The 16,600-nt window shown below is 53.7% G+C and carries 11 protein-coding genes; all 11 read right to left on the reverse strand.

What is annotated here, in order from left to right; all coding sequences use genetic code 11:
- Nucleotides 1–132: 132 nt before the first annotated feature.
- A complete protein-coding gene (locus ACOYXH_RS07865) occupies nucleotides 133–1,167 on the reverse strand; it encodes a DUF6708 domain-containing protein (RefSeq protein WP_460064014.1) in 1,035 nt (344 codons plus the stop codon).
- A 293-nt stretch (nucleotides 1,168–1,460) separates the two neighbouring features.
- A complete protein-coding gene (locus tag ACOYXH_RS07870) occupies nucleotides 1,461–2,501 on the reverse strand; it encodes a DUF6708 domain-containing protein (RefSeq protein WP_460064017.1) in 1,041 nt (346 codons plus the stop codon).
- A 113-nt stretch (nucleotides 2,502–2,614) separates the two neighbouring features.
- Entirely contained in the window at nucleotides 2,615–3,667 is a 1,053-nt protein-coding gene (locus ACOYXH_RS07875; RefSeq protein WP_241002208.1) for a DUF6708 domain-containing protein, read from the reverse strand.
- Nucleotides 3,660–7,094 (reverse strand): toxin VasX, encoded by a 3,435-nt coding sequence (locus tag ACOYXH_RS07880; protein ID WP_460410481.1) that lies wholly within the window; start codon nucleotides 7,092–7,094, stop codon nucleotides 3,660–3,662. The genes ACOYXH_RS07875 and ACOYXH_RS07880 overlap by 8 nt, the downstream gene beginning before the upstream one ends.
- 238 nt (nucleotides 7,095–7,332) lie before the next feature.
- Nucleotides 7,333–8,211: a DUF4123 domain-containing protein gene (locus ACOYXH_RS07885; protein ID WP_460064022.1), complete on the reverse strand. Its 879-nt coding sequence runs from the start codon at nucleotides 8,209–8,211 to the stop codon at nucleotides 7,333–7,335.
- Complete coding sequence (locus ACOYXH_RS07890) at nucleotides 8,204–10,246, reverse strand: type VI secretion system Vgr family protein (RefSeq protein WP_460410482.1); 2,043 nt, start codon at nucleotides 10,244–10,246, stop codon at nucleotides 8,204–8,206. The genes ACOYXH_RS07885 and ACOYXH_RS07890 overlap by 8 nt, the downstream gene beginning before the upstream one ends.
- Nucleotides 10,247–10,376: 130 nt before the next feature.
- Nucleotides 10,377–10,892, reverse strand: a complete 516-nt coding sequence (locus ACOYXH_RS07895) for an Hcp family type VI secretion system effector (protein ID WP_007919523.1) — start codon at nucleotides 10,890–10,892, stop codon at nucleotides 10,377–10,379.
- A gap of 431 nt (nucleotides 10,893–11,323) precedes the next feature.
- A complete protein-coding gene (hglS, locus tag ACOYXH_RS07900) occupies nucleotides 11,324–12,703 on the reverse strand; it encodes a 2-oxoadipate dioxygenase/decarboxylase HglS (protein ID WP_460064027.1) in 1,380 nt (459 codons plus the stop codon).
- Between the two features lie 88 nt (nucleotides 12,704–12,791).
- Nucleotides 12,792–14,012 carry a glycolate oxidase subunit GlcF gene (gene glcF / locus ACOYXH_RS07905; protein ID WP_258709591.1) on the reverse strand — a complete coding sequence of 407 codons (1,221 nt, stop codon included), beginning with the start codon at nucleotides 14,010–14,012 and terminating at the stop codon, nucleotides 12,792–12,794.
- Between the two features lie 2 nt (nucleotides 14,013–14,014).
- Nucleotides 14,015–15,064, reverse strand: coding sequence for a glycolate oxidase subunit GlcE (glcE, locus tag ACOYXH_RS07910; protein WP_460410483.1), 1,050 nt, complete (start codon nucleotides 15,062–15,064; stop codon nucleotides 14,015–14,017).
- Complete coding sequence (gene glcD, locus ACOYXH_RS07915) at nucleotides 15,064–16,563, reverse strand: glycolate oxidase subunit GlcD (RefSeq protein WP_460410484.1); 1,500 nt, start codon at nucleotides 16,561–16,563, stop codon at nucleotides 15,064–15,066. Before glcD ends, glcE begins: the two co-directional genes overlap by 1 nt.
- Nucleotides 16,564–16,600: the final 37 nt, after the last annotated feature.

Here is a 16,600-nt window from a genome sequence, read left to right on the forward strand (position 1 = left end):
ATGACGTACTGTTGCTCTTCAGAATTTCGCGGATTTTTTATGCGGGTTAGTTGTTTACCGAGTAAGGGGGCAGGCTATTCGGGGGGAGACCACTTCTAGAAGAAAGCGTGGTTTATCCCCCCGATTGTCTATTTACTGTGCTTGATCAGAGCGCTTGAGTTTGAAATGGTCGAGAAAAGTTTTCCCCTTTGAAAAGGTCGAGCGAATCTCGGCGCTTTTATGTAAAAGATCCTCGCTCGGATTTGCATGCTGATCAGAGGGTATTGGCTTCGACCACTGCAGTACCTCTTTAGGGAATTTTGCCTTTGGGCGGCTATTTACCCAGCCGGAAATATAGCAGGGCAAAGTCCAGCCGCTAAAAAACTGTATTGTCAGGAAGCCCCAGGCGTAACGGATTACGGAGTGTTCTGCTCGGTAAGTTCGTCGGCATAAATGGAAAAACGCCACACTTCCTTCTTCAAGTTCGTCTGTTTGTGGCGCAGGCAAGGCTGAGGTTCCTTCTTCCATATAGGCCCGTATAGCCTCCCATTCGGAAATGGCTAAACTTAAACTCCCACAAACGACCGATGACCAAAGAATGTTTCCGGTTTCTGCTTCACGCAAGCCGATCATTAATTTGAATTCAGGTATCGTTGCATATTGCGTTACTAGCTGGCCAGCAGATACGCAAGCAATAGTACTTTCCCAAGCTACATAATGAGGGCGACTTCCTTTTTTTGGAATGAAAACGATCTCGCGACGTTGACGGTTAAAACGTAAGGGTGGATGTTGTGTGATCTGGCGTGTGGAAAGATAAAAGATCACGGTATAAAGCAAGGCTAATGGTATTACAATCGCCCCCACGACCGGCCCGGAGAAAAACTCCCACCAACTTGATAAGAACGGTTCAAAATTTCGTCGTAGCCAGGACAAGTATCCGGTTGCAAGAAATAGGAAAATAATAAAAAACATGACGACGCCAATACCCACTCTTGCCATGAACTCAAAGTTTCCGCGTCCTACGGAAAAATCCAAGTAGGTTTCGTTTGCCTCTTGATGTAAATTGCGGGCGCTGAAGGCTGGCATACCTGTAGGAACAGGCATCGGCGAAAGATAAATAAATTCGGTTCCGAATTTGTTTTCAGTGTCACCGGCTTGCGGTAGTCGTTCATATTTTTTTTCAAACACGTAAGGGCTCTTGCTTGTTCTTAAAAAAGGGTAGGGACTAATTTCACACACCTGTGCTACAAAATAATCTCCCGCCTTTATTGTGTGTGGTGATTTTCTATGTTTGCTATTGGTTGTATGGTTTTTCGATTAGAAATCAATACGCCTATTATCAATAGGTGAGTCAGTTTTGATGAGCAGGTTTTTGTGTTTTGAAAATAAAATCTGTCCGATTTATTGTAGATGCAGGCTACAAACTAAGCCGGAGTAGGCTCCGTCTACACCAGAATTAAACCTGATTATCCTTAAGGCTATTAGTTGTTAGTTGATGTTTTTCGTTGACTATTTTTTAAATAGCTGAATATGTCTCGGCCCTTTGAAAATTCTTTTTGAATTGCCGCAGTTTCATCGATTAGTTCTTTGCTAGGTTTCGCTCGTTGTTCCACTGGAAGTGGCCTTGACCATTCTAAAACTGCTTTAGGAAAGCCGGCCTTTGGTCTCCCATTTGCCCAGTTGGAAATATAGCAAGGTAGTGTCCAACCACTAAAAAATTGAATTGCTAGAAAGCCAAAGATATAGCGTATAAAAGAATGTTCGGAACGATAGCTACGGCGACACAAATGGAAGAATTCTACACTTCCCTCTTCAAGCTCCTCTGAGTGGTGGGTTAGAGTCGTTTGAGGACCTTCCTCCATGTATATACGTATCGCCTCCCATTCAGAAACAGCTAGGTTGAAACTCCCAGTTGATATATCGGTCCATAGGACTTCACCGGTTAGTGTGTCTCGTAATCCAATCATTAATTTGTGCTCAGGCATCACGGCATATTGAGTTATTAGTTGCCCTGATGACACGCATACAATAATGTCCTCCCATTTTACATAACGCGGGCGCTCACCGCGCCTCGCTATGAATGCAATCTCGCGGCGGTGGCGATTGAAACGAATAGGAGGATGCACGCTAACTTGACGAACGGCGTATATGAAAATGAAAAGGTAAACAGCAGAGAGAGTCCAGATAAATCCTTGGGTAAAGGCGTTTGTAAAAAAATCAAACCAGCTAGTGAGAAAAGGTTGAATATCCCTTCTAAGCCAAGAGCCAAAGCCAGATACGAATAGAAAGAACAGTGTTATGAAGGCTATCGAACCAATGCCTGCCCGTGCCATAAACTCAAAGTTGCCTCGGCCGACAGCAAAGTCTAAATAGGTTTCGTTGCTCGTACGATGTAGTTGCCTTGAGCTAAACGGTGCCGTACCCGTTGGGAGCGGTTTGGGGGATAGATAAAGGAAGTCAATTCCCGACTTGTTTTCGGTATCTCCTGCCTGTGGCAAGCGGCCGTATTTTTTAGCAGGCATTGAGTTGTTCCGGTAGAGTGTGGCATCCCTTGCGGTTGCTCTGTTGTATATGGCATCTTACGGGAACTAGGAATGCGCCATATATACCAGCGGCGCAGAGTCCTAGGTAGTAATTATTCATTTGTCTCGGATTTTGTATCCATATCAGAGAATTTTACGCTGAAGTAATCTAAAAGAGTCTTCCCTCTTGCGAAGTGCTTGCGGATTTCTTCGGTTTCCGCAACTAGCTCTTTGCTGGGCTTTGCATGATCGGCTAGTGGGAGAGGCGTTGACCACTCTAATACTTCTTTGGGGAATAGCGCTTTAGGACGATTGTTAATCCATTCGGATATGTGGCATGGTAAAGTCCAACCACTAAATAACTGAATTGTGATAAAGCCCCAGATGTAACGTACTAGGGAATGTTCTTCGCGATAGCTCTCACGGCATAATTTGAAAAACTCGACAGTACCTTCTTCAAGTTCGTCGCTATAATTGGTTGGGAGGCTGTCTATACCATTCTCCATGTAAGCTCTAATAGCTTCCCATTCTGATAGCGCCAGACTTAAGCTACCACATGGTATTACACTCCAAAGGACTTCGCCGCTGGTCGTCTCGCGCAGACCGATCATTAGCTTGTGTTCTGGGGTCACAGAATATTGTGTTATCAGCTTGCCGGAAGATACGCAGGCTATAACGCTTTCCCAAGATGTATATCTGGGCTTGTCTCCCTTTTTAGCTACGTATACAACTTCGCGGCGCTCACGATTAAAACGTAGAGGCGGGTTTGAAGAGAGTTCATTGGCTAACTTTATAAAGTAATAAAGATAGAGTGCAGCAATCGATAGAATTATGAACCATATCACGGGGTTGAAGAAAAAGCTCGCCCAGGCACTCAGGAACGGCTCTGAGTATCTTCTGATCCAAGAAGCGAAAGCCGAGAAGAAAAAAAGTGAGGTAATAATTAACATTATCGAACCAATACCGATTCGCGCCATGAACTCGAAGTTCCCTTGCCCTGTAGAAAAGTCCAGGAAGGTACTATTGGCATTGCGGTGTAGTTGCCGAGAGCTGATCGCAGGCATCCCGGTTGGTATCGGTTTCGGAGACAAGTATATTATTTCTAGTCCATTTTCTTTTTCGAAGTCCCCCGCGTGGGGTAATCGCTCATACTTATTGCTAGGCACTTAGGTTCTCCATGTTAATGTCAACCCATTTTAGCGGATTTTTACTATATTTAACTGATGGTTCGCCCTTCAGCGGCTTATTAGTGGCTGAAAAATTTAGAGAAATTGGATAGGTTAAATATCCGTCATCAGCCTTTAAGGGGGCTGTGGCTATGTCTGGTTGTACACTCATACGTAATGTTAGCTTTGATTGCTCGCTGCACCATTCGTCCGGGATTTCTAGTTTTAGGATCAGTGGGGCACGACTTGTTATTTTGAGTTTTCCAGAAATCGTTAAGCCAACATCCACTTCCTGAAATGCTGATTGAGAGATTAGTCCAGCTTGTATTCGGATTGGGGTCTCGCCTAGTTTTTCAATAGAGACTCCCGGAAAAGATATTCCAATAGTGCGTACGCCCCCACCATTATTCTGTTCTTTGACTATTCCAGCATCCACAATGACAGGGCGTAAATTAACCTCGGCCAACATTTGTGCATGCTTTGACATGTCCCAATCTTTGTTTTCTAGTCCCCAACAGCTGTTTGACATCCAACGTTGTTGGTCGTCCAGGTTGAAATAGTTATAGAGAGATTCGCCGCCTAACTGTAATGCGGTGAAACCTAAAGACCAAGGAGTAAGTCTCGTAGAAAAGCTTAGAAAACGAACCCCCTTTGTTCCCCACGCTCTTCCCACAGCCACTATTCTATCTGTCTTGGGCGTAGTTACGAAGATTCGTCCAATGGAACTGAGGTCGCGGACTGATCTGGTCGTGGTTATAGACATAATAGCTGTGTTGCCAACATCGCCAGTAAGGGCCATTAGCGCTCCAGCTTTCTCTCCACCGGTGCCTGTCAGTAATGCATCCGTCCATTTATTCCAGTTGTCTAATGTAGTTCCAACTGAACTTAATAGGCCGATTGGAGAAATCAGGGCGCCTAAGCCTAACCCTAATTTTCCGAGCTTGGCCATAAATAGCGCTCCACCCTTGCCACCTGTGCTCATGACGGTAGCTTTGAAACCTTTTTCTACTAAAGCTATATAAGCATTCTGGTAAACGGACAATGCTGCGGACATGACGCCAGAAAAAGCACCGTAGAATATTACGTCTTCCTTGATGGAAGAGTTTCCAGATAATTTATCCCAGGTTTCATAGGCTTCTCTGAAGTTCCAGGCTTGAAATAATAGTGCGATCAAAGGTATTGAGGAACTTGACAGCGCTGCGCTAGCACCGGGTTCTCCATAGCCTTTAATAGCGCCAATCCTCAGTCTTTGTATTTCGTTGTTCAGAAGAACTTGCTGGGCGGGATCAATTTTTAGTTGTACTCCAACGAAGCCAGACGACATTGCATTTGTTGCAATCAGGCTTTCTTGAATAGTTGATGTTAGAGCTAAACGTTCTTTTCTTGTCGCTGAGAGTTGTCGGTTTAACTCTGTCTCTTCTGCCTTGGCGTTTGCTTTTCTAGATTTCCCTAATTCATCGCTACTTGCAACGCGTCGATTAGCAATTTTGCGAGCGCTATCTCTATCTGTGACTATTTTTTCTTCACTAGAAAGTATACTTCCAAGCTTGTTCAGTCTCTCCAGAAATATATTTTTATCCTGGTCGGTTGCGATTTTTAACGTCGCGCGGCCATGCTTTATAGCGTAGATTAAACCAAGGCGATGAGCGCGATTACTATGTGATGAGATTTTATCTAGATGGGCTTTTAACTGCGGACCGTTTAGGCTGCTCTGAATTTTTGATAGCCACGTTTGAAGGCGCAAGGCGATCGCTGGGGAGTAAGCAGCATTAATAGCGTGGGTGATATTAAGATTGCTCGGGCTCAAATTTTCAGCCCAATGTTGCCCAAGAACTGCGTCGAAATCTGTAACTCTCTTATTGGCCTCTTCTAAGCCATTGGGAAAGCCTCTAGTGTCATCCAGCAATTTCACCACGTCCCCTGTTTTTTTAATCAGGAAATCTTCGTCAAGGCGACTAGCGAAGCTGGGTAGACTATAGTAGGGGGCGCCGTGAAAAAATTCACCAACGACCTTTATACTTTCCTCTGTGCGACAAAGATCGCGAACGCAATTTAATTCTGTAATTAATGCTTGTTCTAATTGGTCTGGCACATCAGCGTCGTAATACCACGCGCTCATGTGGTATTCACTTTTTGTAAATAAAGTTACGCGGTCAGTGGTGATTCTATTTAGGCGTGCGGTCCAACGTTTCATATGAGAGCGTTCTGACTCAAGGTACTGGGTCATTTCTTCATGACGAACCAGGTCATGAATGCCTCGAGCACCCAATCCCTTACCTTCAACCGCCGCATGACTCTTGTCTTCGAGAACCTCTATATCGTCCTTTAGGTCTTTGTAGAGATCCTTGCCTAGCGAGTCTTCCATCGTTTGTTTTTTAAGCGCTACAGTCTGCTGGGCTGCACGAGTCTTGGCATCAAAGCCGCGGCCAGGGTAGTACGCTTTTTCGGGCTGACTTGTCTTGATCCCGCTGAGATCATTCTTCGCATTAACATAGTCATAAATCTTTTCACGCTGCTCAGGCGTCGTTTTCTCAAACAATGCATCGCTGGTGCCAGCTTGTTTGGCTGATTTCTCACTGACAACCATCAGTGTTTCGATGTAGTTGCCAATAGAGTATTTGAGATCGTTTTTTTCTTTGAGCGCCCATTCTTCAAGCCAACCAACGACGGTGTCTTGATCCTGTGCGAGATCCCGCATCACCCCGATGCTGTCTTTGAATACCAGAAAGAAGTGATCTTTCTCATAAACCGGCAGTAGCGATTTTTTGATCGCACCCAACTGCGTTGCCTTGAACAGGTCCTTCTGATCTTCCCAAATGTAATCTTTGCTTTCATCGGCGTGCGCACCTTTTGGAGGTGTCGCCGTCGCCGGTTTTTCTGCGACTTCAGCGATCCACTTTTCCGCCTGCTTATCGGTGAGCAGGTGTTTACCACCTTTCTCGGCATCGGCGCCGGCTGGATTCACTTTCTGCATGAACAGGTCGCGTTCTTTCGGCGACTTGAGCATTTGCGAGCATTTGTTTGCGGTCCACTGGACCTCTGCGTAGGCAACGTGGAGTGTGCTGCCGCGAGTGAAGATCAGCGCATTTTCACCAGCAGATCCCGTACGTTTGTCTTGGGAAGCTTCTTTGCCTTGCCAGATGCATTTTGTTACGGCACCCGCTTTGACTTCGTATTCATGCAAGTAGCCAGTGCTGTTGTCGATGACGTAGAGCCAGCCGTCCCGTAGCAATCGAATGCCCATTGGGCGAGAGGTGGTTTTGTACGGCAAATATAATTCGGGGGAAGGATCGAGGCGCTCTACAAGGCCATAGCGCAGAGGGATCAGTTGCACTTTTTCTTTCAAATGTGGGCAACCACCCGTAGCGCATTTGCCGTCGGTGCGAGGCAAGTCGACGGCGTTCGGGTTTTTTGCGGGTTGGCTCATATTGGAGTTCCTTTCCTGCAACAGGCAGCGAAGCTGATCTTTCCCTGCGTGCTCGAGTTCTGGGTAATGACGTAAGTGCTTAATACGGGTGGAGTGTTTTTCTCACAGAGACCTGAGTCTTTCCCGGTACTTGAGCTGCCGTACTCTTTTGAAACTTTTTCGACTGAGGCGCAGTGTCACAAAAAGCGACTTGTTGGGCAAAGTGTGACACTCGCTGAAACGATATTCTTCGATCGACTCATGCAGCCCGTTCCTGGGCAATATCAGCGACCCTTTCGAGTCGTTGTGCGGGCGTTTGTTCCGACGGGGTTTTGAGTATGGCGTCGAGGTCTGGATGTTCTTCCAGTGCTCGCTCGCCAAGGAACCCGTGAATGTTGGCATAGAGGGTGATATCGAGTTCGGTGTTGAAGCCGCGATCATAGGAGGTCGAAGCCAACGCATGTAGGTGTTCCCAGCGTTGTTGTGGAGTCGACTGTGCCTGATAGCCTGGAAAATATTCTTGCATGTGTGCATCGAGACGCATCACAACGTTGCGAAAGTTCACCTCGTCCAGTTGACTGAGTTGTGCTTCGCTCAATCGATAGCGCTTGCTGTGGTCGGGCTCAGAAGCGTTGCCCGGCCTATTGTTTATGTACCAGCAATCCAGTGCTGCATCGGCAGTAACGATTTGTTTGCAGGGGCCGAATAGGGTCGGATCCTTGATGGTTTCTGCGTGAGCGAGCAGTGCGTGGGTTACGGCCGGGTCCGCGATTCGCAACAACACTTCCTCACCAAGTGGGTGCATGACGCTGGTGAGCCAGCGAAAGTGTGCGACCAGTTGATCCCATGATTGATCGCTAAACACCAAGTGCCCCCATTCCTGACGCGATGCGTTCAGGAACCGGGTCAGGACCGGATTGTTCTGTGCTTTTATTTGCACGAGGCATGGGGAGATATCGCCCAGCTCTGCCCAACGAGTCCCAAGATAAAGCGGCTCGAACTCAGGGTTTTCCGTCCACTGATACAGGTGCTGCGGAAGCTTCTCAACGCTGACGCCATCAAGCAGTAAACCTACCGTGCCATTCCATGGAAGGCCTTGGGGGAGGCCGTTTTCCAATGGAAATTCCGACTTAAGCATTCTGTGCCTCCAATTTGGCTTTCTCGCACACCGCACAAATCGGCTTCTTCTGCATCAACGCCTGCCGCTGCGCTGGCACCAGCAATTGCCCGGCTTTATCCGTATCCGCCTGCTTCAACGGCCCCGGCAACAACGGCGCCGCCCCCGTGCCGCTCCCCGGGCTACCCCCCGAGTTCATATTGATCACCGGCCCACTCATGGTCACGCCACCAGCATCAATCTTGATGAAGCTGCCGCCGCCGATAAGGGTCAGCTCACTACCGGCTTCCATCACCACTTTCATGCCGCTGCTGAGGTGGATTTCCTGGCCGGCGTCGATGAACTGGCCGGTGCCGATCTTGATGTGCTGGTTCACGCCGACAGTCAGGTGGTCGTTGGCTCGGGTTTCGACTTTGCGGTCGGCGTAGACGGTGTGGTGTTCTTCGGCTTTGAATTCGCTGTAGCTGTTCTTTTCGACGGTGTCGTGGCGTTCGTTGCCGACGCGGATTTTCTGGTCGTGCTCGATGTTTTCGTCCCAATCGCGCTGGGCGTGCAGGTAGATCTGTTCCTGACCTTTTTTGTCTTCGATGCGCAGTTCGTTGTAGCCGCCACCGCCCATCGAGCTGAGGGTCTTGAAGGTGCTGCGGGTCTTGTTTGCCGGCAGTGGATAGGGGACGGTGTTTTCCTTGTGGTACAGGCAGCCGCTGATCAGCGGTTGATCGGGGTCGCCTTCAAGGAAGGTGACGAGCACTTCCATGCCGATGCGTGGGATGGCGATGCCGCCGTATTGCGCGCCAGCCCAGGCACTGGAGACGCGCAACCAGCAGCTGGTTTTGTCGTCGGCTTCGCCTTCGCGGTCCCAGTGGAACTGGACTTTGACGCGGCCGTATTCGTCGCAGTGGATCTCTTCACCTTTCGGGCCGGTGACCACAGCGCTCTGGCTGCCGAGGATGCGCGGTTTCGGGTGGCGCAGGGGCGGGCGGTTCGGCACGTCCCACGGGGTGGCCTGGAAGCGGTTGCGGTAGCCCTGGTGGAAATCGTCTTTCAGTGCGGTGGTGTCGCTGGTTACCGACTCTTCGAGGACTTGCGGTTGCTTGCCTTCGTGGTGGACTTCGGTGAGCAGCCAGAGGTCATTCCATTTGGCTTTCGGGTGCGCGGTGAGGGCGAGGAAGTGGCCGCTGACCAGCAATGGCTGATCGCTCTTGCCTTCAGCCAGTTTGAAATCGCTGCGATGGCGTTCGAGGGCGCGTTTGGCCAGGTGTTTGCCGCGCTCGCGGTCGATGAAACGACCTGGGTAATCGTAGTCTTCGAGGTCGGGCAGGGCGTCGCCACGGTTTTCGCTTTCGAGGGTAATACGCGGTTTTTCGAAATCGTAATCGCGGCGGGTGGTGCGGCTGGTGCGGGTTTCCAGGCGCAGGTCGAAGCGCTTGATCACCGGGTCACTGGCGACCATGCCGGAGTCTTGCTGATAGGCCACAGGCTTGAGTTTCGGGAACACCGTCTGGTCATCGCCGAACACCAGTTTGTGCGCCGTCGCCGTGTGCTCGAAGTGGTAGTGGATACCTTCTTCCTCGCACAGGCGCTGGATGAAATGCAGGTCCGATTCATCGTATTGCACGCAGTAGATGCGCTCGGGATAAATCGAACCGGTCTTGAATTCGTAGGCGTTGCTTTGAATACCGTGCTCTTCGAGGACCATGCCGATGATTTTCGGCACCGTGAGGTTCTGGAAGATGCGCTGGTTGACGCGATGCGCCAGGTAGGACAATTGCGGGCGCAGGGTCACCGAGTAACGGGTCAGGCGTTTGCCCGAATCACCTTGCGCGGCGCGGTAGATCTGGCCGTGGATGCCGCTGCCGTCGGGCGACAGTTGCAGGAAGGCCGGTTTGTGCAGCAGGGTTTCGAGGTCCATCGACGGCTGCTCACTGACCAGCTCCACCTCGAACACAAAAGGCTGGCTGATGGCTTCGCGGCCTTGCAGGGTGAATACCTGAAAGTCAGCAGAAAGACCTTCGATGGTCAGGGCAAAGTGGGTTTCATTGGCCGGCGCGAACATCCCTTGTTCCTCGTGCTGTACAGCGGCGTACGTCGACGACCGCAAAGCGGCTCAACTTACGCGAAATTCTGGAGGGCGAAAACAACATCGACCAGCAGAGCTGGCCGATGCTTGTAACGATCAGCCGTAATTAAACGACTGGAGCACGCCAGTCATCGGAACCCGAAGTACCGGATACTTCGTGGGTCCAGGTGATTTTGCGGTAGGTGAACTGCACTTCTTCCAGGTGGGTGAAGTGCGAATTGCCTGGATCCTGGCAGTTGTGCATTTTGTTGTTGATGGCGACGATGATCGCGTCTTCCAGTTTGGTGGTGTAGTAGTGCTCTTGGGTGCCTTGAGCAGAAGTACGGAACCACTGGATAACGATTTCGCTCATGCGCTCGCCGGAGGTCAGAGCGGCTTGCAACAGAGGCGAAGCCTTGTCGTAGACCTTGGTGATCACAACTGGCTTGTGAACGCGCTGACCGGTTGGCTGACCGGATTGTGGGTCACGCGGGATGATCACGTCGTGGCTGAAAGCCTGAACCATAACCTGGTCTTCGTGGCCTTCCTGGTAGGTGTTGCCTACGGAGTCAGCGGTGAAAGCGCCTGCAGTGATCAGGCCTTGTTTTTCGCCGGTAACCGACATGTACGCTGGTGTTGCCATGGGGTGCTCTCCTTGCGGAATAATTTAAGGTGCCCGGGAGGCGAAATCGCCCGGTGGGTGCCTGACTGTTATCAAGGAGCGTGCCAACAATTGTGGCGACCATGCGGGCCGGGGTGTTTGTCTGATTTTTCAGGCGCTTGTGCGAAATAAAGCGCTCGCTCAAGGCAAAAGTGCGCAAGAAGTTGCGCAGTACTGCGCAACTTCTTGCGCACTTGGCTGCAGGCCTTGTGCGACGTGGCTCTCAGCGGTTTTATCAGGATTTTTTGCAAAACAAGTGCGCAACTTCTTGCGCACAATGGCCAGGTGCCTTCATTTGGCTGGAGTGGCTGCTTCAAGACTTTCAGATCAAAAGATCGCAGCCTGCGGCAGCTCCTACCTTTGGCATGCATTTCCCCTGTAGGAGCTGCCGAAGGCTGCGATCTTTTGATTTTTCAACGCGCAAATCGGGACAGACACTCATCAATCGAACGCTGCTGCGTCGCCGCATACAACCCCAACTCATCAATGGTCGCGCGCTCCAGCGCCAGCTCAAAAGCCTGCCGATTGGAATGCTCGCCATAATGCGCCTGTGCCGCGTCGCCAAGGTTCGACTGAAAAATCCCCGCCGCACTCACCGGCAGGAAGTCTTCGTACACCAACGGTTCCGCTTTCACATAACCACCGCGCAACAAGTCCTCCAGAGACGACTGCCCAAGCCCTCCAGCAGCCTGCCCTTTTTCCGTGGCGAAATAACGAAAGTACGCCAACCCTTGTTCTCGCATACCCTCGACACTGTCAGGAAATTCGCCAAAGTGCTGAGCCATCAGCGCGTTGTAGCGTGCGGCATTGCCTTCGTTGGGGAAGTCACCGAGTTCATCGCGCGCGGCATTCAGCAAGCGGTCATACAGCTCCCGACCTTTGGGTGTGAGCGCCGCGCCGCGCTGTTCGATTTCGCCGAAACGCGCGCTGTGACTGCCACGGGTTTGGTTCTGATCGGTGAAGGCGATCGGCTCGTCCAGTGCCTTGAAACTGGTTTGGCGCAGCAGGATCGGGCACTGCCGGCGCGGTGGGCCTTCGATCACGGCTTTCGGGGTGATGCCATGGGCTGGCATCTGTTCTTGGACGCGGTCGATGTCCAGCGTGCGCGGCGTCAGGTGATTGATGTGCGGGCCTTTGAATGCGACCACATCGGCGATCAAGCGATGTTGGGCGCTCAAAGATTGATATTGCGCAGCGGTAACCGTGGCGCTGTGATGCCAGCGAAAGGTTTCCAATGCCTGTAGGACGAATGCCTCGGCCTCGCTTTCATTCAGTCCGCCCGCGTTTTCAGCTTGCGCGATCAGGCGCAACGCCTCCGAGGTAAAGATCGAACGCTTGGCCAGCACTGATTCGGCAAAGGCACGCAGTTGCGCATCCTCAATCAACTCGAGGCGCAACAGCGACGTAAACACGCGAAACGGGCTGACTTGCAGCGCCTCTTCATGCACCGCGCGAAACGCCGTGGAATGCACCGGCACGCCCGCTGGGGTCAGGTCGTAATAACCCACCGGCTGCATGCCCATCACCGCAAACAGGCGGGCGAGGGTGGCCAGTTCCGTCGCGGTGCCGACGCGAATGGCGCCATGGCGCTCCATGTCCAGCCGTTGGATTTCGCCGGTGCTGTCGAGCTGGCAGGCGATGTCCGGCTGACGTGCAAGCACCTCGCGGTTGGTTTGCTCGACCAATTGCATCAGCGCGCCGTACAGCGGCACTTCTTCGCGGTACATGTCGGACATCGCTTTGGAGAAGCGTTGACGGATCAGGTCGGGGCTGACGAACGGCTGCACGGTCATGAAAAAAATTCCTGCCACGGTCACGAAATGGATGAGGGAAAAGATCGCAGCCTTCTCGCACGCGGGCAAACGAAGAATCCTACGAACTTCATTCTGCCAACGACTGATCCACCAGTTCGATCCAGTGCATCACCCGCGTGCGTCCGGCGCTGGCCAGATGGCTCTGACAGCCGACGTTGGAGGTGACGATCAGCTCGGGGCGACCGCTTTCCAGCGCGTTAAGGCGGTTATCGCGCAGTTGCCGGGCCAGCACCGGTTGCGTTAACGAATACGTACCCGCCGAGCCGCAGCACAAATGGCCGTCAGGCACGGCGGTGAGATTGAAACCGAGGCGGGTCAGCACAGCTTCAACCGCGCCGCCCAGTTTCAACGCGTGCTGCAAGGTGCACGGGCAATGCACGGCAATCCGCCGTTCAGTGGCGGCGCAGATCTGCTCCAGCGGTTCTTGCGCGAGTATCTGCACCAGATCCAGCGTGTGCTCGCTGATTTCCCTGGCCTTGGCCGCATACACCGGATCGTCTTCCAGCAAATGCCCGTAATCCTTGATGAATGCGCCGCAACCGCTGGCGGTCTGCACAAGTGCTTCGGCACCGTTTTGCAGGTGTGGCCACCAGGCATCGATATTCTGCCGGGCGCGATCGAGGCCTTTGGCTTGCGCGTCGAGGTGATAGTCCAGCGCGCCGCAACACCCGGCCTCGGCCACCGGGGTGACACTGATGCCCAAACGATCCAGCACCCGCGCCGTGGCGTCATTGGTATTTGGCGACAACCCCGGTTGTACGCAGCCTTCAAGCAACAACACCCGCCGGGCATGCCGAGGGGCAGGGCGCGAGCCGTTAACCGGCAAGTGCTGCGGCAATTTGCTTTCAAGCAAGCGCGGCAACAGCGGCCGAAACGTCGTGCCCACCCGCAACAAGCCTTTGAACAATCCCGGATTAGGCGCCAATGCGCGCAAGCCCTCACGTAACAGGCGCTGCGCCGCCGGACGCGGCACCGCGTGATCGACCACCGCGCGGCCAATGTCGAGCAGGTTGTGATAGTCGACGCCGGACGGGCAGGTGGTTTCGCAGTTGCGGCACGACAGGCAGCGGTCCAGGTGCAGTTGCGTCTGCGCCGTCGCAGGTGCGCCTTCGAGCACTTGTTTGATCAGGTAGATGCGCCCGCGCGGGCCATCGAGTTCATCACCGAGCAACTGATAGGTCGGACAGGTCGCGTTGCAAAAGCCACAATGCACGCAGGTGCGGAGGATTTTTTCCGCTTCGGCGGCACGGGGCAGTTGCAGTGACTGTTCGCTGAGGGTGGTTTGCATGGCTAGAACTCCGCGTACATGCGCCCGGGGTTGAACAGCCCTTGCGGGTCGAGTTGCGCCTTGAGTTGTCGGTGATAGCGCAGCAGTGTCCAGGCCAGCGGCTGGAACGGCGAAGAGTTGGCACCGTGGGTAAAGCAGGTGGCATGGCCGCCGAGTTCCTGAGCAAGAATATGCATGTGCTCGACGTCGGATTTCAGCCAGCGTTGTGCACCGGCCCAGTCGATCAGTTGCTCGCCGGGCAGATCCAGTGGCCCGAGATTGTTCGGCAACGACAAGCGCCACAGCGGCAAACCTTCGTTGAAAAACGCAAGACGCTGCTCATTCAGATCCCGCCAGAACCCTGAATCCAACGGCTCACCACCGAGGCGTTGATGCGCCGCCGTCACCGAGCCTTCGCCGCCCTCAAGACGCAGATACAGGCTCTGGCCATCGTGGCACGCGGCACTGATCGGCAACGGTTGTTGACCCCATTCGGCGAGTTTCGTCAGCGCCAGCGCGCATTCCATATCGAGACGAATGCTCAGGCACTGGCGCGGTTTCGGCAGGACTTTCAGCGACACTTCGGTGAGCACGCCGAGGCAGCCGTAACTGCCGGCCATCAGCCGCGACAGGTCGTAACCGGCGACGTTTTTCATCACTTCGCCGCCAAAACGCAGGTGCTGCCCAAGGCCAGTGATCACCCGCGTGCCAAGGACGAAGTCGCGCACGGAGCCAGACCACGGTCGTCGTGGCCCGGACAACCCGGTGGCGATCATGCCGCCGACAGTCGCGCCTTCACTGAATGCCGGCGGTTCGCACGGCAGCATTTGTCCAGCAGCGTCCAGCGCCGCGAAGAGCTCGGACAACGGTGTGCCGGCGCGCGCCGTGACCACCAGTTCGGTCGGCTCGTAACGGACGATGCCGCAATGGGCGCGGGTGTCGAGCACTTCACCGGCGACCTCGCGGCCGAGGAACGCTTTGCTGTTGCCACCCTGAATTTTCAGCGGCGTGGCATTGGCCCGGGCCTCGTTGACCTGATCGAGCAGGGCGCTGGCGGCATCGACATCGGCCATCAGAAACGCTCCAGTTCGGGAAAGGGCAATTGCCCGGCGTGAATATGCATGGCGCCGAATTCGGCGCAGCGGTGCAGGGTCGGAATGTTCTTGCCGGGATTCAGCAGGCCTTGTGGGTCGAACGCGGCTTTTACTGCATGAAACAGGCTCAGTTCGTCACTGTTGAACTGCGCGCACATCTGGTTGATTTTCTCGCGGCCGACGCCGTGTTCGCCGGTGATGCTGCCGCCGACCTGCACGCACAGTTCGAGGATCTTGCCGCCCAAGGCTTCGGCGCGGTGCAGCTCGCCGGGTTGATTGGCGTCGAACAGAATCAGCGGGTGCATGTTGCCGTCGCCGGCATGGAATACGTTGGCCACGCGCAATCCGTATTCTTCGCTGAGGCGGGCGATGCCTTGCAAAACCCCGGGCAATTCGCGGCGCGGGATGGTGCCGTCCATGCAGTAATAGTCCGGCGACAAACGGCCGATGGCCGGGAAAGCATTTTTGCGCCCGGCCCAGAAGCGCACGCGCTCGGCTTCGTCGCGGGCCTGACGCACTTCGGTGGCGCCGGCCTCGGTCATGACCTCGCGCACCCGTTGGCAGTCGTCGTGGACATCGGCCTCGACGCCATCGAGTTCGCACAACAGAATCGCCTCGGCATCGACCGGGTAACCGGCGTGGATGAAATCTTCAGCGGCGCGAATGGCGAGGTTGTCCATCATCTCCAGGCCGCCGGGAATGATCCCCGCCGCGATGATTTCGGCGACCGCGCGGCCGGCCTTTTCCACGGAATCGAAACTGGCCAGCAGGACTTTGGCGACTTGCGGTTTGGGCAGCAGTTTGACCGTGACTTCGGTGATGATCCCCAGCAGGCCTTCGGAACCGGTGAACAACGCGAGCAGATCGAAACCCGCTGAATCGAGCGCGTCCGAACCGAGGGTCAGGCGTTCGCCTTCGATGGTCAGCACTTCGATTTTCAGCAGGTTGTGCACGGTCAAACCGTACTTGAGACAATGCACGCCGCCGGCATTTTCGGCGACGTTGCCGCCGATCGAACAGGCGATCTGCGAGGATGGATCTGGCGCGTAATACAGGCCGAAAGGCGCCGCTGCCTGGGAGATCGCCAGATTGCGCACCCCCGGTTGAACCCGCGCGGTGCGCGCGGCCGGGTCGATGTGCAGGATATTATTGAAGCGCGCCATCACCAGCAGCAGGCCCTGTTCCAGCGGCAAGGCGCCGCCGGACAACCCGGTGCCGGCACCACGGGCAACCACCGGGACGTTTTTCTCATGGCAGAGTTTGAGCAGGGTTTGCACTTGCTCAATTCGTCGGGGCAGGGCGACCAGCATCGGCGTGGTGCGGTAGGCGGAGAGACCGTCGCATTCGTAGGGTTTGAGTTCTTCCTCGCGCCACAAAATGTCGAGATCTGGCAGCGTTTGCTGCAATGACTTGAGGAATTCGGCCTTGTTCACCTGCGGCAACGGGCCGTCGAGGCGTTCGTCATAAAGAATGTTCATCTCAAGCCCTTACACTTGATCGTTCCCACGCTCTGCG

Source organism: Pseudomonas sp. Mb7 (assembly GCF_054790525.1).

Excerpts from the sequence above, each read along its gene's own strand:
- glcF (WP_258709591.1), bottom strand. The coding sequence starts at position 14,012 with ATGCAAACCACCCTCAGCGAACAGTCACTGCAACTGCCCCGTGCCGCC.
- ACOYXH_RS07885 (WP_460064022.1), bottom strand. The coding sequence starts at position 8,211 with ATGCTTAAGTCGGAATTTCCATTGGAAAACGGCCTCCCCCAAGGCCTT.
- ACOYXH_RS07870 (WP_460064017.1), bottom strand. The coding sequence starts at position 2,501 with ATGCCTGCTAAAAAATACGGCCGCTTGCCACAGGCAGGAGATACCGAA.
- glcE (WP_460410483.1), bottom strand. The coding sequence starts at position 15,064 with ATGGCCGATGTCGATGCCGCCAGCGCCCTGCTCGATCAGGTCAACGAG.
- glcD (WP_460410484.1), bottom strand. The coding sequence starts at position 16,563 with ATGAACATTCTTTATGACGAACGCCTCGACGGCCCGTTGCCGCAGGTG.
- ACOYXH_RS07880 (WP_460410481.1), bottom strand. The coding sequence starts at position 7,094 with ATGAGCCAACCCGCAAAAAACCCGAACGCCGTCGACTTGCCTCGCACC.
- ACOYXH_RS07890 (WP_460410482.1), bottom strand. The coding sequence starts at position 10,246 with ATGTTCGCGCCGGCCAATGAAACCCACTTTGCCCTGACCATCGAAGGT.
- ACOYXH_RS07895 (WP_007919523.1), bottom strand. The coding sequence starts at position 10,892 with ATGGCAACACCAGCGTACATGTCGGTTACCGGCGAAAAACAAGGCCTG.
- hglS (WP_460064027.1), bottom strand. The coding sequence starts at position 12,703 with ATGACCGTGCAGCCGTTCGTCAGCCCCGACCTGATCCGTCAACGCTTC.